General features: G+C 70.0%; 17 protein-coding genes. 9 read left to right on the plus strand and 8 right to left on the minus strand.

Going from position 1 to position 20569, the window contains the following annotated elements; genetic code table 11:
* Nucleotides 1-95: 95 nt before the first annotated feature.
* On the plus strand, nucleotides 96-641 hold the full coding sequence (locus L3078_RS23285) for a bacterial proteasome activator family protein (protein ID WP_239755893.1): 546 nt from the start codon (nucleotides 96-98) through the stop codon (nucleotides 639-641).
* A gap of 98 nt (nucleotides 642-739) precedes the next feature.
* On the opposite strand, the gene L3078_RS23290 is transcribed toward L3078_RS23285, so the two are convergent.
* A complete protein-coding gene (locus L3078_RS23290; protein WP_239755894.1) occupies nucleotides 740-2389 on the minus strand; it encodes a protein kinase domain-containing protein in 1650 nt (549 codons plus the stop codon).
* Between the two features lie 390 nt (nucleotides 2390-2779).
* Here L3078_RS23290 and L3078_RS23295 point away from each other — a divergent pair, with 390 nt between their 5' ends.
* Nucleotides 2780-4360: a protein kinase domain-containing protein gene (locus L3078_RS23295; protein ID WP_239755895.1), complete on the plus strand. Its 1581-nt coding sequence runs from the start codon at nucleotides 2780-2782 to the stop codon at nucleotides 4358-4360.
* A gap of 87 nt (nucleotides 4361-4447) precedes the next feature.
* On the opposite strand, the gene L3078_RS23300 is transcribed toward L3078_RS23295, so the two are convergent.
* The gene (locus L3078_RS23300; protein ID WP_239755896.1) at nucleotides 4448-5614 is read right to left on the minus strand and encodes a phosphotransferase; all 1167 of its coding nucleotides are present in this window, start codon (nucleotides 5612-5614) and stop codon (nucleotides 4448-4450) included.
* Between the two features lie 550 nt (nucleotides 5615-6164).
* Here L3078_RS23300 and pdhA point away from each other — a divergent pair.
* From pdhA to L3078_RS23315, 3 genes are read left to right on the plus strand one after another with little or no spacing between them, the layout of a single operon-like run.
* On the plus strand, nucleotides 6165-7382 hold the full coding sequence (pdhA, locus tag L3078_RS23305; protein ID WP_239755897.1) for a pyruvate dehydrogenase (acetyl-transferring) E1 component subunit alpha: 1218 nt from the start codon (nucleotides 6165-6167) through the stop codon (nucleotides 7380-7382).
* Between the two features lie 2 nt (nucleotides 7383-7384).
* Entirely contained in the window at nucleotides 7385-8410 is a 1026-nt protein-coding gene (locus L3078_RS23310; protein WP_239755898.1) for an alpha-ketoacid dehydrogenase subunit beta, read from the plus strand.
* A gap of 11 nt (nucleotides 8411-8421) precedes the next feature.
* Nucleotides 8422-9912: a dihydrolipoamide acetyltransferase family protein gene (locus tag L3078_RS23315; protein ID WP_239755899.1), complete on the plus strand. Its 1491-nt coding sequence runs from the start codon at nucleotides 8422-8424 to the stop codon at nucleotides 9910-9912.
* Between the two features lie 91 nt (nucleotides 9913-10003).
* Here L3078_RS23315 and L3078_RS23320 read toward each other — a convergent pair whose 3' ends face one another.
* Entirely contained in the window at nucleotides 10004-11050 is a 1047-nt protein-coding gene (locus tag L3078_RS23320; protein ID WP_239755900.1) for a BRO-N domain-containing protein, read from the minus strand.
* A gap of 172 nt (nucleotides 11051-11222) precedes the next feature.
* On the minus strand, nucleotides 11223-12071 hold the full coding sequence (locus tag L3078_RS23325) for a D-alanyl-D-alanine carboxypeptidase family protein (RefSeq protein ID WP_239760437.1): 849 nt from the start codon (nucleotides 12069-12071) through the stop codon (nucleotides 11223-11225).
* A gap of 332 nt (nucleotides 12072-12403) precedes the next feature.
* Between L3078_RS23325 and L3078_RS23330 the strand changes: the two genes are divergently transcribed.
* Complete coding sequence (locus tag L3078_RS23330) at nucleotides 12404-13090, plus strand: GntR family transcriptional regulator (RefSeq protein WP_239755901.1); 687 nt, start codon at nucleotides 12404-12406, stop codon at nucleotides 13088-13090.
* On the plus strand, nucleotides 13087-14403 hold the full coding sequence (locus L3078_RS23335) for an MFS transporter (RefSeq protein ID WP_239755902.1): 1317 nt from the start codon (nucleotides 13087-13089) through the stop codon (nucleotides 14401-14403). Before L3078_RS23330 ends, L3078_RS23335 begins: the two co-directional genes overlap by 4 nt.
* A gap of 24 nt (nucleotides 14404-14427) precedes the next feature.
* On the opposite strand, the gene L3078_RS23340 is transcribed toward L3078_RS23335, so the two are convergent.
* On the minus strand, nucleotides 14428-15252 hold the full coding sequence (locus L3078_RS23340; protein ID WP_239755903.1) for a maleylpyruvate isomerase family mycothiol-dependent enzyme: 825 nt from the start codon (nucleotides 15250-15252) through the stop codon (nucleotides 14428-14430).
* A gap of 233 nt (nucleotides 15253-15485) precedes the next feature.
* Between L3078_RS23340 and L3078_RS23345 the strand changes: the two genes are divergently transcribed.
* A complete protein-coding gene (locus tag L3078_RS23345) occupies nucleotides 15486-16280 on the plus strand; it encodes a carbon-nitrogen family hydrolase (protein ID WP_239755904.1) in 795 nt (264 codons plus the stop codon).
* 20 nt (nucleotides 16281-16300) lie between these two features.
* On the opposite strand, the gene L3078_RS23350 is transcribed toward L3078_RS23345, so the two are convergent.
* The gene (locus L3078_RS23350; protein ID WP_239755905.1) at nucleotides 16301-16795 is read right to left on the minus strand and encodes an LURP-one-related/scramblase family protein; all 495 of its coding nucleotides are present in this window, start codon (nucleotides 16793-16795) and stop codon (nucleotides 16301-16303) included.
* 169 nt (nucleotides 16796-16964) lie between these two features.
* Between L3078_RS23350 and L3078_RS23355 the strand changes: the two genes are divergently transcribed.
* Nucleotides 16965-18815 carry a thioredoxin-like domain-containing protein gene (locus tag L3078_RS23355; RefSeq protein ID WP_239755906.1) on the plus strand — a complete coding sequence of 617 codons (1851 nt, stop codon included), beginning with the start codon at nucleotides 16965-16967 and terminating at the stop codon, nucleotides 18813-18815.
* A gap of 60 nt (nucleotides 18816-18875) precedes the next feature.
* Here the strand turns inward: L3078_RS23355 and L3078_RS23360 are convergent, their stop codons facing one another.
* Together L3078_RS23360 and L3078_RS23365 are read right to left on the minus strand one after the other, a co-directional pair.
* Complete coding sequence (locus L3078_RS23360) at nucleotides 18876-19109, minus strand: hypothetical protein (protein WP_239755907.1); 234 nt, start codon at nucleotides 19107-19109, stop codon at nucleotides 18876-18878.
* A gap of 144 nt (nucleotides 19110-19253) precedes the next feature.
* Complete coding sequence (locus L3078_RS23365; protein WP_239755908.1) at nucleotides 19254-20552, minus strand: M18 family aminopeptidase; 1299 nt, start codon at nucleotides 20550-20552, stop codon at nucleotides 19254-19256.
* Nucleotides 20553-20569: the final 17 nt, after the last annotated feature.

The raw sequence follows: 20569 nt of genomic DNA on the forward strand, positions 1-20569 counted from the left end.
CGGCCGAGACGCCAACCGTGGCTACGTAAACGGTGGATCACCCTGCGTGGGGGGCACCAGGGTGGTGAGGTGTACGCGTGCGAGAGAATGGCGGCATGGAGATGCCGAGGAACGAACGGTCGCCCGAACAGCCCCAGATCCTGGTCGTGGGCCAGGACGGCATGGCCGTGGGCGGCGGCGGAGGCGACGAGGACTCCCGCGAGGTACCGGTGACGGAGATGGTGGAACAGCCGGCCAAGGTCATGCGCATCGGCAGCATGATCAAGCAGCTGCTCGAAGAGGTACGGGTCGCCCCCCTGGACGAGGCCAGCCGGGCCCGGCTCAAGGAGATCCACGCCAGCTCGGTCAAGGAACTGGAGGACGGCCTGGCGCCCGAGCTGGTGGAGGAGCTGGAGCGGCTCTCCCTGCCCTTCACCGACGAGGTGATCCCGAGCGACGCGGAACTGCGGATCGCCCAGGCCCAGTTGGTCGGCTGGCTCGAAGGCCTCTTCCACGGGATCCAGACGACGCTGTTCGCCCAGCAGATGGCCGCCCGGGCCCAGTTGGAGCAGATGCGCCGCGCACTGCCGCCGGGTGTCGGTGGCCAGGAGGGCGACGACGACCCCCGCACGATCGGCCGCTCGGGCGGCCCTTACCTCTAGCCTCCGGCAGTCGTACGAACACCCCCCACCCCGTACGCAGAGGGCCCGGCACATCGAGTGCCGGGCCCTTCCTACGTCCGTGTCGTCAGGCTCAGGCGTCAGGCCGGGTTGCCCGTCGAGACCTTGAGGATGATCGAGGGCATGTCCTTGGGGTCGACGTCGTCGGAGGCCGCCGGGTACTGCTCCATGACCGTGCCCTCGCCGTACGTGTTCTCGTCGACCTTCTGGACGTCATACTGCCAGCCCGCCGCCTGGAAGCACTTCTTCACCGAGTCGATGTTCTTGAAGGTGAAGTCCGGCAGCTCGATCTTGTCGGGGTCGTTGTACGACTCCACGGGCTCCGTGCACTCGGTCGACTCGATGACCTTCGACGTGTCCGGCCCCTTGTGCCCCTCGACCACGGTCGGCGATGAGGAGGCCTTCGCGCCGTCGTCGCCGCCCTCGGCCTCGGTGCCCGAGCTCAGGGAGAGCGCCGTGATCAGACCGCCGACCGCGAGCACCGACACGGCGATCGCGCCCACGATGACGCCCTTGTTGCTCTTCCCGCCCCCGGAACGCCCCGCCGACATCGAGGACTGCTGGGGTGCCATGTTGTACGGCGCCGGGGTGGGCGAGCCCTGCTGCGGCGAGTACGCGGCGGTCTGCGGCGGCGTCTGATAGCCGCCCTGCTGCGGGTAGCCGTAGGACGGTGCGGGCGTCGGAGCCGGCGTCGGCGGGCCGTAACCGCCCGTGGCCGGCGGCTGGTACGGCGTCTGGACGCTGCCCGACTGCGGTGCGCCGGTGTGGTCGATCGGCGGGAAGACCGCGGAGGAGACCCCCGCGCCGCTGGCCGTCTGCACACCCGGCACGATGCTCGGCGCGACGGGCTGGAGCGACGCGGCGACCCGCAGGCACTCGTCCCGCATGGCCTCCGCGCTCGGGAACCGCTCGTTCGGGTTCTTCTTGAGCGCCCGGGCCACGATGGCGTCGACGGCCGGCGGCAGGGAACGGTTGATCGAGGAGGGAGCGACCGGCTCCTCCTGGACGTGCGCATACGCTATGGCCAGCGGCGAGTCCGCCTCGAACGGCAGCCGCCCGGTGGTCAGCTGGAAGAGCATGATGCCGACCGAGTACAGGTCGGAGCGGGCGTCCACGCCCCGGCCGAGGGCCTGCTCCGGCGAGAGGTACTGCGGGGTGCCGACGACCATGCCGGTCTGCGTCATCGACGTGACCCCGGACTGCATGGCGCGGGCGATGCCGAAGTCCATGACCTTCACGACGTTGCGCTTGGTCATCATCACGTTGCCCGGCTTGATGTCCCGGTGGACCAGGCCCATCTCGTGGCTGATCTCCAGCGCCGCCAGCACATCCGCGGTGATCTTCAGCGCCTTGTCGGAGGGCATGGCGCCGAGCTGGGCGACATCCGCGTCGAGCACCGAACCGAGCGGCTTGCCCTCGATGTACTCCATGACGATGTACGGCGTCGTCATGCCGTCCAGATCGTCCTCGCCGGTGTCGAAGACCGACACGATGTTCGTGTGGGTGAGCTTCGCCACGGCCTGCGCCTCACGGCGGAAGCGCTCACGGAAGGCCTGCTCGCGGCCGAGGTCGGTGTGGAGTGTCTTGATAGCGACCTGTCGGTCGAGCACCGAGTCGTACGCGAGGTGGACGGAGGCCATGCCGCCCTCGCCGAGCAGGTCACGCAGTTGGTAGCGGCCACCGGCTAGCGACCGCCCCGCGTACCGGCCCTGTGCGGCGTCCTGGCTCATCTTCCTGCGTCCCCCATCGGCGCGCGCGAAAGCTGCTGGCGTGGCTCCCGCGATCGGTGATCCCTGATGATGCTGGTGATCCTTTGTGCTATTCCCGGCCAAGTCTGCCCCAGGGCACTGACACGTCAAGCGCGGTGCCCGATCCGTGACCGTACGCGAAAGAAGCGTCGCGGAAGCGTTACAGGGGGCGTACGCCCGGTACACAGAACTTGCACGAGTGCGCGCGCTGCGGGTTTCATGGCCGATCAACCTTTGAATCCACCTTGAATCCGTCGTGAACCCGTCGCGCATCCAACCCGGACGGGCCACTTGCGTGAAGGCTGTAGCGTGGCCGACGGAGACCGTAACAAGTACCGCGCGGACCGCGGGCAGAAACGACGGCGAGGACTGATGGCACAGCAGCAGCGCTCTCAGGGCCCGTCCGACCCCGAGGCGTCTGGCGGCGGCATGTCGGACGCGCCGGAGTTGTGGGGCAACGGCGGGCTCGTAGGCGACGGCCGGTACCGGATGACCCACAGACTCGGCCGGGGCGGAATGGCCGAGGTGTTCGCGGCCGAGGACGTGCGCCTCGGCCGGACGGTCGCGGTCAAACTGCTCCGTTCCGACCTCGCCGAGGACCCCATCTCCAAGGCCCGCTTCACGCGTGAGGCCCAGGCGGTGGCCGGTCTCAACCACCACTCGATCGTGGCGGTCTACGACTCCGGCGAGGACATGGTGAACGGCACCCCCGTGCCGTACATCGTCATGGAGCTGGTCGAGGGCCGCACCATCCGTGACCTGCTGATCAACGCCGAGGCCCCCGGCCCCGAGCAGGCGCTGATCATCGTCTCCGGTGTGCTGGAGGCGCTCGCGTACTCGCACCAGCACGGCATCGTGCACCGGGACATCAAGCCGGCGAACGTCATCATCACCACCAACGGCGCGGTGAAGGTGATGGACTTCGGCATCGCCCGTGCCCTGCACGGCGCGTCGACGACGATGACGCAGACCGGCATGGTCATGGGAACGCCCCAGTACCTCTCCCCGGAGCAGGCGCTCGGCAAGGCCGTCGACCACCGCTCCGACCTGTACGCCACCGGCTGTCTGCTCTACGAACTCCTGGCGCTCAGGCCGCCCTTCATCGGCGAGACCCCGCTGTCGGTGGTCTACCAGCACGTCCAGGACATCCCGGTGCCGCCCTCCGAGACCTCGGAGGGTTCGGCGCCCCCGGAGCTCGACGGCCTGGTCATGCGCTCCCTCGCCAAGGAGCCGGACGACCGGTTCCAGACGGCGGAGGAGATGCGCGGCCTCGTCCAGTACGGCCTGCAGATGCTCTACGACCAGGGCGGCCACACCGGCACCTGGAACACCGGGCCCGTCACCATGCACGAGGGCCGGCACACGCCGCCGGGCGGTATGTCCGGTACGACGGTCATGCCGCACCCCGGGGAGTCGGGCACCTCGCAGATCCCGCAGCCGATCCTGCCGGGGTACGGCGGCGGCGGCCGGGACGACGGCGGCTTCGAGGGCAACGGCAACCGGGGCAGCGGCCGCGGCAAGCTGTGGATCCTCGCCGTCCTCGCGGTGATCGCCATCGCGGCGGGCGTCGCCCTGGCGCTGAACAACAACGGCGACAGCGGTGGCGGCGGCACCGAGACCACGAAGTCCCCGACGGCGTCGACGTCCAGCAAGGACAAGGACCCCAGCGAGTCGCCCAGCGAGGAGGCGACCGAGGAGACCACGGACGAGAGCACCGACTCGAACAACGGCGGCGGTTACACCCCGCCGTACACGCAGTCGCCGAGCTTCAGCCAGTCGCCCACGCAGAGTGAGCCGTCGCAGGAGCCGACGACCGACGAGCCGACGACCGACGAACCCACGACCGACGAGCCCACGGAGGAGCCCACCGAGGAGCCGACCGACGACAGCAGCGGCGGCGGCGGGGACGCCGGCGGCGGCCTGCCGGGCGGCATCGGCGGCGACGAGGGCTGACCAGGATGGAGGGTGCGCCGGGCGGAACCCGCCCGGCGCACCCCTTGTCGTGCAGCGCGCTTGTCGTGCCGTGCGCGCCGCGTCGGGTCACTCCACGAACGCCTCACGCACCGCGTCGTACTCCCGTGTCCACCACACCACCAGTGCCGAGGCCGCCGGGAACTGCGGATCGGCACGTCTGTCGCCGCGCTCGTAGTGCCAGCGCAGCATCCAGAAGTCGTTGAGCCGCTCCCACCACACGCGGTGCACCGCCGCCGCGAGCTCGGCGGGGGCGGCGTTCGCGGAACGCCGGTACGCGCGCGCGTAGGAGCGCACTTTTGGCAGGTCCAGGGCGCCGACGGGACGCACGAAGAAGATCACCGCCGCCCGGACCGCCTCCTCCGCGCGCGGCTGCACACCCAACCGGTCCCAGTCGAGGATCGCGGCCGGCACGTCCGGGACGTCGTCCCGGTAGAGCACGTTGAAGGGGTGGAAGTCGCCGTGCACCCACCCCACCGAGCCACCCCTGGGCGGCCGCCGGTCCGCGTGCCGTTCCAGCAGCTGCCGCCGCTCCAGCAGCCGATGCCGGGCGAGGGCGTCGAAGGGGTCGGCCGGACGGTGGCGGCGTACTCGGTCGAGCAGATCGTCGATGAGGGCGAAGGTGCGGACGGGATCGGCGCTCTCGGTCCCGCCCGCCCGAGAACTCCCGGCACCCCCGGCACCCCCGACATCCCCGACATCCCCGACACCCCCGGCACCGCCCGGAGGCGCCGGCGTCCCGCCGCCCCGTCGTTGTGACGGGATCAGTCGCTTCCGTACGGGCGCGGTCGGGCCCTGCGGTGGCATGACCCGTTCCAGGGAGGCGTGCACGACACCCAGCAGGGCCCCCAGACGGGCGCACTGCCCCCGGGTGAGCTGGCCCCCGTGCCGGTGGCGTCCCTCGATCCAGGGGTGCAGGGCGTAGGCGTGGCCGGCGACGACCGCCACCGTGCCCCCGTCCCGTCCGGTCAGCGGCGGAGCGACGGGAACGCCGAGGTCGGCGAGGCGCTGGGTGGCCCGGTGCTGGCGCAGGATCGCGGCCGGGTCGGCGGTCTCGGGGTCGAAGTGGTGTTTGAGGAAGTAGCGGCCTCGGGTGGTGCGGAGTCGGTAGCCGCGATTGAGGAGCCCCTCGTCGACGGGTTCGCACGCCAGCACGGACCCGGCGGAGTACTGCTCCAGCAGCGGACCCAGAGGGGGCGTGTGGAGCACGGGGGGTGGTACAGATGAGCGCGGCACGCGCCAGATGTTAGGGCACGCGCCACGCCGCTGACCTCATGCTTGTCACACACAGTCGTTACCGATCACAGGACGCATGGATCCGAACTGTGGCTCGACGCGCAGACATGCGGGCCGGGTCGCTGCCGCGCCGGAAGTGGAGCGAGGCGGTCCCGCCGCGTTCACGGATGGAGCAACTTGCGCCACCGATCTCACGGCCCGCCTCCGGCGAACTCTTCCCGTGGCCGGGGTGGCCGGGATAACGTGCCCGTGTTCCGGCCCCCTGCCAGGCTGTAGCCAGTGCTGTGACCAGCAGCTGTTCCCGACAGACGCGACTTACTTGGACCCCCTCATACCGAATTACTTGGAAATCCAAGGAAAATCGCAGGTCAGTAGGGGTTTCACAGGAATGTGGCGCACTGGGTAACGTGCCTCGTGCAGGGCGCTCGCCGGGGCACCTGTCACGTCTGTTCCCGGCCAAGGGCACCCACCCCGTGCACGGGCACCGGGATCAGGCGAGCCGCACTGGTCACCCGGCAACCCCGGGGGCCGGACCGACGGAGGAGCACACGTGACCGTGGAGAGCACTGCCGCGCGCAAGCCGCGACGCAGCGCCGCAGGCAAGACCGGCACCACCGGCAGCAAGGCGGCCGGCACCACCGGCACCAGGCGCGCCACTGCGAAGAAGCCGACCGACGCATCGCCCGAACTCGTTCAGCTGCTGACGCCCGAGGGCAAGCGCGTCAAGAACGCCGAGTACGACCCGTTCGTCGCGGACATCACCGCCGACGAGCTGCGGGGCCTGTACCGCGACATGGTGCTGACCCGTCGCTTCGACGCCGAGGCCACCTCCCTGCAGCGCCAGGGCGAGCTGGGCCTGTGGGCCTCACTGCTCGGCCAGGAGGCCGCCCAGATCGGCTCAGGGCGGGCCACCCGCGAGGACGACTACGTCTTCCCGACCTACCGCGAACACGGCGTCGCCTGGTGCCGCGGCGTCGACCCGACCAATCTGCTGGGCATGTTCCGCGGAGTGAACAACGGCGGCTGGGACCCGAACAGCAACAACTTCCACCTCTACACGATCGTCATCGGCTCCCAGACGCTGCACGCCACCGGCTACGCCATGGGCATCGCCAAGGACGGCGCCGACTCGGCGGTCATCGCCTACTTCGGCGACGGCGCCTCCAGCCAGGGCGACGTCGCCGAGGCCTTCACCTTCTCCGCGGTCTACAACGCGCCGGTCGTGTTCTTCTGCCAGAACAACCAGTGGGCCATCTCGGAGCCCACGGAGAAGCAGACCCGCGTCCCGCTGTACCAGCGCGCCCAGGGCTTCGGCTTCCCGGGCGTCCGCGTCGACGGCAACGACGTCCTGGGCTGTCTCGCGGTCACCAAGTGGGCGCTGGAGCGCGCCCGCCGGGGCGAGGGACCCACCCTGGTCGAGGCGTACACCTACCGGATGGGCGCCCACACCACCTCCGACGACCCCACCCGCTACCGCCACGACGACGAGCGGGTGGCCTGGGAGGCCAAGGACCCGATCGCGCGTCTGCGCGGCTACCTCGAGTCCGAAACGGACACGAACGAGGGATTCTTCGCGGAACTCGAAGCGGAGAGCGAGGCGTTGGGAAGGCGAGTGCGCGAAGCGGTGCGTGCCATGCCCGACCCGGACCACTTCGCCATCTTCGAGAACGCGTACGCGGACGGACACGCGCTCGTGGACGAGGAGCGCGCCCAGTTCGCGGCGTACCAGGCGTCGTTCGCCGATGTGGACGAAGAGGAGGGCAAGTAGCGATGACCACGCAGACAGCCGCGCAGACGGCAGGGCAGGACGCCGGGCCCGCCGTGAAGAACATGGCGATCGCCAAGGCGATCAACGAATCGCTGCGCACGGCCCTCGAAGCCGACCCCAAGGTCCTCGTCATGGGCGAGGACGTCGGCAAACTCGGCGGAGTGTTCCGGGTGACCGACGGCCTCCAGAAGGACTTCGGCGAGGACCGGGTCATCGACACCCCGCTCGCCGAGTCCGGCATCGTCGGCACCGCCATCGGCCTGGCCCTCAGGGGCTACCGCCCCGTGGTCGAGATCCAGTTCGACGGCTTCGTCTTCCCCGCCTACGACCAGATCGTCACCCAGCTCGCCAAGATGCACGCCCGCTCGCTGGGCAAGGTCAAGCTCCCCGTCGTCGTCCGCATCCCCTACGGCGGCGGCATCGGCGCGGTCGAACACCACTCCGAGTCCCCGGAGGCGCTCTTCGCGCACGTGGCGGGCCTGAAGGTGGTCTCGCCGTCGAACGCGTCGGACGCCTACTGGATGATGCAGCAGGCCATCCAGAGCGACGACCCGGTGATCTTCTTCGAGCCCAAGCGGCGCTACTGGGACAAGGCCGAGGTCAACCCCGAGGCGATCCCCGGCCCGCTGCACAAGGCCCGGGTGGTCCGCGAGGGCACCGACCTCACGCTCGCCGCGTACGGCCCCATGGTGAAGCTCTGCCAGGAGGTCGCCGACGCCGCCGCCGAGGAGGGCAGGGCCCTGGAGGTCCTGGACCTGCGGTCGGTCTCCCCGCTGGACTTCGACTCGATCCAGACCTCGGTGGAGAAGACCCGCCGTCTGATCGTGGTCCACGAGGCCCCGGTGTTCTTCGGCTCGGGCGCGGAGATCGCCGCCCGGATCACGGAGCGCTGCTTCTACCACCTGGAGGCCCCGGTACTCAGGGTCGGCGGCTACCACGCCCCGTACCCGCCGGCCCGCCTGGAGGAGGAGTACCTGCCGGGTCTGGACCGGGTGCTCGACGCCGTCGACCGCTCGCTGGCGTACTGAGGGAGAGGTCCGTGACGACGATGACAGACACGTCTCCGCGCGAGTTCAAGATGCCCGACGTGGGCGAGGGACTCACCGAGGCCGAGATCCTCAAGTGGTACGTCCAGCCCGGTGACACCGTCACCGACGGCCAGATCGTCTGCGAGGTCGAGACGGCCAAGGCCGCCGTCGAACTGCCCATCCCGTACGACGGTGTCGTACGCGCCCTGCACTTCCCCGAGGGCACCACGGTCGATGTCGGTACGTCGATCATCGCGGTGGACGTGGCGGGCGGGGCGGCCCCGGCCGCCGAGGAAGCCGCGCCCGCCCGGCAGGCGGCCGAGCCGGAGCCGGTGGCGAAGCCGGAGCCCGCGGCGAAGCCCGTGGCGGCGCCGGCGGCCAAGAAGCCCGAGGGCCGCAAGCCGGTCCTCGTCGGCTACGGCGTCGCCGAGTCCTCCACGAAGCGCCGCCCCCGCAAGGGCGTCCCGGCCGCCGCCGCGCCCGCCGAGGACACGCTGTACGGCGCCTCGGCCCTCCAGGGGGCCCAGAGCGAGCTGAACGGACACGGACAGCACGGGATCACCGTCGCGCGTCCGCTGGCGAAGCCGCCGGTCCGCAAGCTGGCCAAGGACCTCGGGGTGGACCTGGCGACGATCACCCCGTCCGGCCCGGACGGCATCATCACCCGCGAGGACGTCCACGCGGCCGTGGCCCCACCGGCGGCTCCCGAGCCGGTGACGCAGGCACCCACGGCACCGCCGGCCCCTGCCGCGACCGCCGCGTCCGTTCCGGCCCCGGCGCCGGTGGCGTCGTACGACGGCGCGCGCGAGACCCGTGTGCCCATCAAGGGTGTCCGGAAGGCGACGGCGGCGGCGATGGTCGGCTCGGCGTTCACCGCGCCGCATGTCACCGAGTTCGTGACGGTCGACGTGACGCGCACGATGAAGCTGGTCGAGGAGCTGAAGCAGGACAAGGAACTGGCGGGGCTGCGGGTCAATCCGTTGCTGTTGATCGCCAAGGCCCTGCTGGTGGCGATCAGGCGCAATCCGGAGATCAACGCGTCCTGGGACGAGGCCGCGCAGGAGATCGTGGTCAAGCACTACGTGAACCTGGGGATCGCAGCCGCCACCCCACGCGGTCTGATCGTCCCGAACATCAAGGACGCCCACGCCAAGACGCTGCCGCAACTGGCGGAGTCCCTGGGCGAGCTGGTCTCGACGGCCAAGGACGGCCGGACCTCCCCGGCCGCCATGCAGGGCGGCACGGTCACCATCACCAACGTGGGCGTCTTCGGCATCGACACCGGTACGCCCATCCTCAACCCCGGCGAGTCCGCGATCCTCGCGGTCGGTTCGATCAAGCTCCAGCCGTGGGTCCACAAGGGGAAGGTGAAGCCCCGCCAGGTCACCACACTGGCGCTCTCCTTCGACCACCGGTTGGTGGACGGGGAGCTGGGGTCGAAGGTGCTGGCGGATGTGGCGGCGATTCTGGAACAGCCGAAGAGGTTGATCACTTGGGCGTGAGGCAGCCGACTGGGTAGGCTCACGGCGAAGGGGCCGGTCGCAAATTCGTCTTGCGACCGGCCCCTTCTCTTTCAGCCCTGCTCAACTGGCGTCAGCGGCGGCTGAGCACGTACACGGGCGCCCCGTCCTCCGCCGCGCCCACGGGATGGATGCAGGCGTGCTTGCGCAGCAGCCGGAGGCACTCGTTGACGCGGTGCACCGACAGTCCCGTACGGGCCGCGATCGCCTCCAGCGGCTGCCGCAGCTCACCCTCCTCGACGAGCACCGGCGCGATCACCACGGCCACCGTCCACACGTCCGTCGTCACGGACAACCGCTCGCGCCAGTCGGCCAGGACGGACTCGGTGGTGGGGTGCGTCTCGAAGGCGGTGGCGGCGGGGGCCGGGTGCGCGACGGCGAGGGTGTCGAGCCGGTTGGCGATGCGCTCCATCGCCAGGGCCATGGCCTGCTGGGCGGCGAGGCCGGCCCGCTGCATCTCGACCATCTGCTGCTGGGTGGCCAGCATTTGCTGCTGAGTCTCCAGCATCTGCTGCTGGGTTTCCAACATGTGCTGTTGCGAGTCCAGCATCTGCTGTTGCAACGCGAGGGACTTCTGCTGGGAGACCGCCAGTTGCTCGTCCGCCTGGAGGTTGCGCTCTTCGAGCCGGACGATGGCGTCGGCGATCTGCTCGGGCATGGCGTACGCGATCGGCGCGCCGGGGCCGACGGGCTGGACCTCGGCCTCGTCGAGGGCGAAGGAGCCCTCGCGCTGAATGGTCTCGATCACTTCGGCGACCCACTGCTTGAAGGGTGCGCACTCTGGCTTGGTGCAGGCGCCGACGAGCAGGATGAGACCTTGCAGAGAGATGACATTCAAGTCTCGGCGCCACTCCCTACCTGCGGGAATGCTGAGACCGTAACCCCCAGTTAGGGTCTCGAGAATGTCTCGATGGCGCTCCGGAACGTGATCCGAGAGTGCCTTCTGAGGGTTGGTGTGCCCCAACTGCTTGCAGACGTCCACCGCCGGGAACCAATGCGTTCCGTCCGGCATGGTGAGTCGGCGGACGCGGGCTCCGGTGGCCGCGTACACGAAGTCGCCGGCGTCGATGGCGTCGTGCTGCGTCCTGGGGTCGGGTTGGTGCTTGCTGGGTTCGATCATGTGAACCACCTCCGCTGCGGAACGTACGGGGGCGGAAATCGAATATGCCAGCTGGGTTAGCCATGTTCACTATTGCGAGGTAAAGAAGCGTGATCGGCTTGCGTCGAGAAACGCGAAGGGGGCCACCGCGGTGAGCGGTGGCCCCTTCGCATGCCTCCGAGAGGCCGGTGGGCTAGATGGTGGCGAAGCCGTAGTCCATCAGCTTCTTCACGTCCGCCATGCGCGTGGTCTCGTTGGTGGAGGTGAGGACGGTGCCGACGATCGTCTTGCCATTGCGGGTGGCGGCGAAGATGAGGCAGTACTTGGCCTCGGTGCCGGAACCCGTCTTGACGCCGATCGTGCCCTTCCAGCCGAGCAGCTGGTTCGTGTTGTTCCACGTCGCCATGGTGCGCGTGCTGCCGGTCTTGGTGATGGTCTTCGCCGTGTACGACTTGGTCGCCACGATCTTCTTGAACGTCGCGTTCTTCATGACGTTCTGCGCGAGCTTGCTGAGGTCGCGCGGAGTCGATGCGTTCGCGCCCTTGCTGATGCCGTCGAACGAGTCGAACTTCGTGTTCGTCATGCCGAGGCTCTTGGCCGTGGAGTTCATCTTTGCGATGAAGTTCTTGGTGCGGGCGGAGACCGTCGAGCCGGAGCCGAACTTGTCGGCGAGTGCCATGGCGGCCTCACAACCCGACTTCAGCATCATCCCGTACAGCAGCTGACGGACGGTGACCTTGTCGCCGACGATCAGGTTGGCCGACGACGCGCCGTTCTTGACGATGTAGTCGCTGTACTCCTTCTTGATCGTCACCTTGGCGTCGAGGTTCAGGTTCGACTGCGACAGCACGACCTTGGCGGTCATGGCCTTCGTGGTGGAGGCGGTGAGCCTCTTGGTGTCGGCGGCCTTGGTGAAGAGCGTCTTGCCGTTGGCGGCGTTCATCACGAACCCGCCCTTGGCGGTGATCGTGGGCTTCGCGGGAGCGGCCTGCGCGGGAGCGGAGGTGGCTACTCCGGTCGCGATCATCGCACCGGTGGTCACGACGACTGCGGCGGCCCTGCGGACACGTGCGCCCTTTATGGCGGTAATCAAGTCAAGTACCCCGATTGCGTCAAATGTCTGTGGAGCGCGGCCACTTGGGCACCTGTTGCGGGCAAGCAGGGCCGCTTCTCATGTGACAAGTGAGTAGCACAAAAGGTTGTGCTCTGGGTGAGGTGGGGGTCAATTCGAGTCCATCTCACAGTCTTTTGACGGGTTCACAGTGGGTGAACGGTGGGTTCGAAGTGGGCTCGGGCGCGGGTGCGGCGCGGGCGTGCCGTTCCGGATCGTGGACGGGAACGGCAATGCGTACGTGTTGTATCTATGCTGTGGGCATGCCCTCCGCCCCAGCTCCCGCCGCAGCAACCGCCACCGGCCCCGCCGTGAAGCAGCCCCCCGCCGCCGACCGTGTCTACGCCCACGTCAAACAGGGTGTGCTGGAGCGCCGCTACGAGGGCGGCACGTTGCTCACCGAGGGCGAGCTGGCCGAGGCGGTCGGCGTGTCGCGGACGCCGGTGCGGGAGGCCCTGCTGCGGCTGGAGGTCGAAGGGCTGATCAAGCTCTACCCGAAGAAGGGCGCCCTGGTGCTGCCCGTCTCCGCCCAGGAGATCGCGGATGTGGTGGAGACCCGGCAGCTGGTCGAGGAGCACGCCGTCCGCAAGACGGCCCCGGCCTCGCCGCAGCTGATCGAGCGGCTGGAGAGTCTGCTGGAGCGGCAGAAGGCGCAGGCCGCCGCCGGGGACCTGGCGGGTGCCGCGGTGACCGACCGCTGTTTCCACGCGGAGATCGTCCGCAGCGGGGGGAACGAGATTCTCTCCCGCCTCTACGACCAACTCCGGGACCGGCAGCTGCGGATGGGCGTCGCCGTGATGCACGCCCACCCCGACCGCATCACCAAGACGCTCACCGAGCACGAGGAGATCCTCCAGGCGCTGCGCACGGGCGACGCGGAGGCGGCCGTGGAGATCGTGCACCGGCACGTGAGCTGGTTCTCCAACCTGGCGCGGGGGGAGGTCCGTTGAGCCGCCCCGCCATATCGTCGTCCGCCGGGTCCCTGCCCGGAGACCCGCCCGGCGGCCGTCGCGCCCTCGCCGTCTGGGGGGTCGGCGTCTCCGTGTACTTCGTCGCCGTCATCTTCCGTACGTCGCTGGGCGTGGCCGGCCTCGACGCCGCCGATCGCTTCCACGTGGGCGCCTCCGCGCTGTCGACCTTCTCGATCCTCCAGCTGCTGGTCTACGCCGGTATGCAGATACCCGTCGGCCTGCTGGTCGACCGGCTCGGCACCAAGAAGGTGCTGACGCTGGGCATCCTGCTGTTCACGGCCGGGCAGATCGGTTTCGCGCTGTCCCCGTCGTACGGCATGGCGCTGGCGTCGCGGGCACTGCTGGGCTGCGGCGACGCGATGACGTTCATCAGCGTGCTGCGGCTGGGCAGCCGGTGGTTCCCGGCCCGGCGCGGGCCGATGGTCGCGCAGATGGCGGGCCTGGTCGGCATGGCGGGCAACCTGGTCTCGACGCTGCTGCTGGCCCGGCTGCTGCACGGGGTGGGCTGGACGGCGGCGTTCGCGGGCAGTTCGGTCGCCGGTGTGGTCGTGCTGGTCCTCACCCTGCTGTTCCTGCAGGACCACCCGGACGGGCACGAGCCGGAGCCGTTCCCGCACCGCGGTGCCGCGTACGTGCGGCGGCAGATCGTGGCGTCCTGGCGGGAGCCCGGTACCCGGCTCGGGATGTGGGTGCACTTCACGACCCAGTTCCCGGCGATGGTGTTCCTGCTGCTGTGGGGGATGCCGTTCCTGGTCCAGGCGCAGGGGCTCAGCCGGGGCACTGCCGGTGAACTGCTCACCCTCGTCGTCCTGTCCAACATGGTGGTCGGACTGGTGTACGGCCAGATCGTGGCCCGGCACCACGCCGCGCGGCTGCCGCTGGCCCTCGGGACGGTGCTCACGACGGCGGTCGTGTGGGCGGCCACGCTCCTGCACCCCGGCGAGCACGCGCCGATGTGGCTCCTGATCGTGCTCTGTGCGGTGCTCGGGGCCTGTGGCCCGGCCTCGATGCTCGGCTTCGACTTCGCCCGTCCCGCGAACCCGCCGGAGCGTCAGGGCACCGCCTCCGGAATCACCAACATGGGTGGTTTCGTGGCCTCCATGACGACTCTCCTCGCGGTCGGCGTCCTGCTGGACCTGACCGACGACGACTACGGCATCGCCTTCTCCGCCGTGTTCGTCCTGCAGGCGCTGGGCCTGAGTCAGATCTTCCGCCTGCGCGGCCGCGCGGCCCGCCGCGAGCGGGAACGCCTGGTGGCGAGCCGGGTGGAGACGGTGCACGTACCGGCGTAGGGGCTGCGCGTTTTGACCCGGTGGCTACACGGTCACCGCGAACGCGCGCAGGATCGCCGCGATCAGGTGGGGGTCGCCCTCGGCCTTGATGCGGTCGGCGACGAGGTCGGCGGTGACGCGGCCGCAGGCGAGGCGGACGTAGGTCTCCCAGTCGAGCGTGAGGGCGGCGGCGGGGCCGAGGGCGGGGGAGGTCTCCAGCGTGCCGCGGCCCTGGATGTCCACCCGGACGGTACGGATGAACTCCACCGGACCGTGCACGTCGAAGACGACGGCCGAACTGCGCGGTGCCTGCGCGTCCTCCGCGACGACCTTCGGCAGCACGGACAGCAGCTCGTCACGGACGACGTACGCGCCCGGCGAGTCCAGGTTCCCCGGCTGCCCCAGGGCGGCGCGCAGGTCCTGCTCGTGGACCCAGACGTCGAACGCGCGATTCCGCATGGCCTGTTCGAGAGTCAGCTCCGTGCCGAGCGGGCCCCGCACCTTGTGGCCCGGGTCCCGGGACTCGTTCCGCAGCTGGCGGTTGCGCCGGATGATCGTGTACTCCAGCTCGGAGGTCATCTCCGGCGCGGTGTGGTGACGGCGGGCGTCGACCTGCATCTCCATGTACCGCTGGTGCTCGGTCCGTACGTGGTACAGGTCGCGCGGCAGGGTGTGGATCGGCCGGGGGTCGCCGAGCATCTCGCAGTCCATCCCGATGACATGGGAGACCACATCGCGCACCGACCACCCCGGGCACGGCGTCCGGCGGTTCCACTCGCCCTCCACGAGCGGCGACACCAGTTCGGATATCGCGTCCACGGAGTGGGTCCAGGCGTCGGCGTAGGGCTGAAGAGTGGGATGCAGACTCACGGAACGGGACCCCTCGGGCGGTCGGTACGTGTCAGTACGGTCGGTACGTGTCGGCTACGTGGGTGGTGGTCTTCGGTGGGGGCGTCGGCGTTGACGGCGTGGAGTAGGTCGTCGGCGGCTGTCAGTGGGTGCTGTGAAACGTTAAGTTACGCTGCTCTGAGGCACCCCGGCAGTGCTTTCGTGTGACGATCGTAGGCCGGTGTGGACGGCTCGAATGCCAGGACGGTGGTACTGTGCGCGCCTCGCTCATCCAGATCGGCGTAGACGAGGACGAATCGGTCGATTCGCGCAGGCGGCGGGTGGCCTCGCTGGTACGGGACCAGGCCGGCGCCGATCTCGTCGTCCTCCCGGAGCTCTGGACCACCGGCGCATTCGCGTTCGAATCCTTCGCCGAGGCCGCCGAACCGCTGGAAGGGCCCACGTACGAGGCGATGGCCAAGGCGGCGAGCGACACGGGCGTCTGGCTGCACGCGGGCTCGATCCCGGAGCGCGGCCCCGACGGAACCCTCTACAACACCTCCCTCGTCTTCTCACCGTCCGGCGTCCTCGCCGCCGCCTACCGCAAGATCCACCGCTTCGGCTTCGACAAGGGCGAGGCCGTGCTGATGGGCGCCGGCGCTGAGCTGGTGACGCTTCGCCTCCCGGACACGACCATCGGCATCGCCACCTGCTACGACCTGCGGTTCCCCGAGCTGTTCCGGGGCCTCGTGGACGCGGGCGCCGAGATGTTCGTGCTGTCGGCGGGCTGGCCGGAGCGCCGACGCTCCCACTGGACACTGCTGGCGCAGGCACGAGCCGTGGAGAACCAGGCCTACGTCCTCGCCTGTGGAACGGCCGGTACGCACGCGGGGGTTCCCCAAGCCGGTCACTCGATCGTGGTCGATCCGTGGGGCGAGGTCCTGGGCGAAGCGGGCCCGGACGAGGAGGTCCTCACGGTCGACCTCGACCCGACGAGGGTCGCGACCACACGCGAGCAGTTCCCGGCGCTGAAGGACCGGCTCCTGGGGCTGGACACACCGCGCCGCTGAGCCCTGCGGCGTACGTCCCGTCAGTCGTCCTCCCGCTCCCGCTCCGCCAGGTTGATCACGCACACCGTCACGGCGATCAGCAGGGCCGGGTCCGCGTCGTCACGAACGACGTCGAGGCCGTAGGTCTCGCGGACGCTCAGCCATCTGCGGGAGATGTGCGCGAGGAGTTCGCCGTCGTACTCGATGACGAACTCACGGTCGAGGATCTTGCCGCTGACGTCGAGTTCGGTGCCGTCCGCCAGGGAGACCCGGAAGTGGTTGCGCAGGAGGGAGAGGCGTTTGCGGCGGACGGTGGCGAGGGGCTCGCCGCCGCGTTCGACGACCATCGTGTCGCGCAGCGCGAACATCTTGCGGCGGATGTCGATCAACACCTCGCCCCGGGTGTCCTTCAGCTCGAAGGTGTCCCGCAGCCGCATGGCCTTGCCGTCGACGAGGAAGGCCTTCCGGCCGTTCTCGTCCTCGATCCAGTAGTCGTCACCGATGCCGAGGATCCGGTCGCGCACGAGGAATCTCATGCCTTGAGGCGTTCCCCCGGGCCCGCTCCGAAACGTCGCCTGTAGGCCGAAGGGCTCAGTCCGGTCTCCGGACGCCCGCTGCGGCCGGGATCGAAAGTTATCCACAGGCCTGTGGGCAAGTTGTCCACAGGCTCGTGAGCGGTTCGTCGACAAGTGGCACGCTTGATCCATGAGCGATTCCACGAACCGGCACCCGGCACCCCGCCGTGTCCGCGTCCGCGCCCCCGAGCTGATCGGGAAGGGCGGCTGGCTGAACACGGGCGGCAAGGAGTACAGCCTCGCTGACCTGCGGGGGAAGATAGTGGTGTTGGATTTCTGGACGTTCTGCTGCATCAACTGCCTGCATGTCCTCGACGAGCTGCGGGAGCTGGAGGAGAAGCACCGGGACACGGTGGTCGTCATCGGGGTGCACTCACCGAAGTTCGCGCACGAGGCGGACCACGGGGCGGTGGTCGACGCCGTCGAGCGGTACGGGGTGGAGCACCCGGTGCTCGACGACCCGGAGCTCGCCACCTGGAAGCAGTACGCGGTACGGGCCTGGCCCACGCTCGTGGTGGTCGACCCGGAGGGGTACGTGGTCGCCCAGCACGCGGGCGAGGGGCATGCGCACGCCATCGAGCGGCTGGTCGCCGAGCTGGAGACCGAGCACGAGGACAAGGGCACGCTGCGCCGCGGCGACGGGCCCTATGTGGCGCCGGAGCCCGAGCCGACGGTGCTGCGCTTCCCCGGAAAGGCCCTGCCCCTGCCGGGCGGCGACTTCCTCGTCAGCGACACCACCCGGCACCGACTGGTCCGGCTGGCGCCCGACGGCGAGACGGTCGTACGGCACTACGGCTCCGGCGAGCGCGGGTTCGTGGACGGCGACGCGGAAGACGCCCGCTTCAGCGAGCCACAGGGGCTGGCGCTGCTGGACGGCGGTGCCGTGGTCGTCGCCGACACGGTGAATCACGCACTGCGCCGGCTCGATCCGGCCACCGGGAGGGTCACGACGCTCGCGGGCACCGGCCGCCAGTGGTGGCAGGGCTCGCCGACCTCCGGGCCGGCGCGGGAGATCGACCTCTCCTCGCCGTGGGACGTGGCCGTGTTCGGCGGCAAGGTGTGGATCGCGATGGCAGGAGTCCACCAGCTGTGGACGTACGACCCGGCCGACCGCACCGTGGCCGTGGCGGCTGGCACGACCAACGAGGGTCTGGTGGACGGGCCGGGTGACGAGGCCTGGTTCGCACAGCCCTCGGGGCTCGCGGCGACCCCCGACCGGCTGTGGCTCGCCGACTCGGAGACGTCCGCGTTGCGCTGGGTGGACCTCGACGGGGCGGTTCACACGGCGGTCGGGACGGGGCTCTTCGACTTCGGGCACCGTGACGGCCCGGCCGAACAGGCGCTGCTGCAGCATCCGTTGGGCGTCACCGTCCTGCCCGACGGCTCGGTGGCGGTCAGCGACACCTACAACCACGCGCTCCGCCGCTACGACCCGGCGACGGGCGAGGTCACCACCCTGGCCACGGACGTGAGAGAGCCGAGCGACGCGGTGCTCGTCGGGGACGACATCGTGGTCGTCGAGTCTGCCCGGCACCGGCTGACCAGGCTGCGGCTGCCGGAGGAGACGGTGAAGGTGGAGGCCGTCGCCCACCGCACCCGGCGAGCGGCCACCGAAGTCGCCCCCGGCAGGCTGCGGTTGGACGTGGTGTTCCAGGCACCGGCGGGGCAGAAGCTCGACGAGCGGTACGGGCCTTCGACGAGGCTGCTCGTCTCCGCCACCCCGCCCGAGCTGCTGCTCGGGGGCGAGGGCGCGGACACGGCCCTGTCCCGTGAGCTCGAACTGGACCCGTCCATACCCGAGGGCGTCCTCCACGTCTCGGCGATGGCCGCCTCCTGCGACGACGACCCCTCCCAGGCGTACCCGGCCTGCCATGTGCACCAGCAGGACTGGGGCGTGCCGGTCCGGCTCACGGAGGGCGGCACGGACCGGCTGCCGCTGGTGCTGGCGGGGATGGACGAGGGCGACGGCGACAGGGCCTGAGGCAGCGACCCCGCGGCCCTGGCGCCCCAGCAGCCCCAGCGCGTTGGTAGCTCCGGTGCCCTAGTAGCCCTGGTAGCCGCCCCGGTGGGGGTCCTCGTCGATGACCGGGGCCGTGGGGGGCACCACGACCCGCTTCCGCTTGGCGATGCTGCTGAACGTCGCGACCCCGATGAGGCCGACGATCATGAAGATGACGCCGACCAGGTCGAGGTTGACCCCCTGCATGTCCCAGTCGGTGGCGAACGTGAGGATGGCCCCCACCGCGATCAGAATGATGCACCCGCCCAGGCCCATGAGTGTTCCTCCCTGTGTCCGGTTGGGTCGGCCGGTCGTTCCGGTCGTTCGGTCCTACCGGTTGACATCGGGTACCCGGACAGGCGGGTCAGTAACAGCCGTTGGGGGTGGGACGGGGCCAGGGGCGGGTGCCGGGGCGGGGAGTCAGCCCTCCAGGAAGGCTGCCAGGGCGTTCGCCAGGAGGTAGGGGTCCTTCGCGCCGCACAGCTCGCGGACGCTGTGCATCGAGAGGATGGCGACGCCGATGTCGACGGTGCGGATGCCGTGCCGGGCGGCGGTGATGGGGCCGATGGTGGTGCCGCAGGGCATGGAGTTGTTGGAGACGAACGTCTGGAACGGCACACCGGCCTTCTCGCAGGCGGCGGCGAAGACGGCGCGGCCCGAACCGTCGGTGGCGTAGCGGTTGTTGACGTTGACCTTCAGGATCGGGCCGGCGTCCGCGCGGGGGTGGTGCGTGGGGTCGTGGCGCTCCGCGTAGTTGGGGTGGACGGCGTGGCCGGTGTCGGAGGAGAGACAGACGGAGCCGGCGAAGGCCCGTGCCCGGTCCTCGAGGGAGCCGCCGCGGGCGAGGACCGAGCGCTCCAGTACCCCGCCGAGCAGTGGGCCGTCGGCGCCGGTGTCGGACTGGGAGCCGTTCTCCTCGTGGTCGAAGGCGGCGAGGACGGGGATGCAGGGGAGGTCGTCGCCCGCGCCGGCGAGTGCGGCGAGTGCGGCGGTACCGGCGTGCACGGAGAGGAGGTTGTCCATGCGGGGGCCGGCGAGCAGTTCGTTGTCGCGGCCGAGGTAGGCGGGCGGTTCGACGGAGTGGGTCATCAGGTCCCAGCCGGTGACCTCGCCCTTGGGGAGACCCGCCTCCTCCTCGAGGAAGGCGATCAGGTCGCCGTCGCGGACGTCGTCGCCGAGGCCCCAGACGGGCTGGAGGTGGCGCTGCTTGTCGAGCTTGAGGCCGTCGGAGGTGACTGTCCGGTCGAGGTGGATGGCGAGTTGGGGGACGCGCAGGAGAGGTCTGTCGACGTTGACGAGGCGGCTGGTGCCGTCGCGCAGGGAGAGCCGGCCGGCGATGCCGAGGTCGCGGTCGAGCCAGGAGTTCATCAGCGGGCCGCCGTAGATCTCGACGGCGACCTGGCGCCAGCCGTGGGCGCCGCTGTCGGGGCGGGGTTTGACCCGCAGATTGGGGGAGTCGGTATGGGCACCGATGATGCGGAAGGGGGTGTGGGGGTGGGCGCCCTTCGGGACGTACCAGGCGATGATCGCGCCCCCGCGCAGCACGTACCGGCCGCCCAGCGAGCCGTCCCACGCGTCGGTCTCCGAGACCTGTCGGAAGCCTGCCTTCTCCAGCCGTTCCGCGGCGCTCGCCACCGCGTGGTACGGGGTCGGGCTGCTCGCCAGGAAGGTCATGAGGTCGTCGGTGTGGCCGCGATCGAAGCGTGGGGGTGTGCGCATGGGGTTCACCTTAACGA

Origin of the sequence: Streptomyces deccanensis (genome assembly GCF_022385335.1) — a bacterium.
Classification (GTDB): domain Bacteria; phylum Actinomycetota; class Actinomycetes; order Streptomycetales; family Streptomycetaceae; genus Streptomyces; species Streptomyces deccanensis.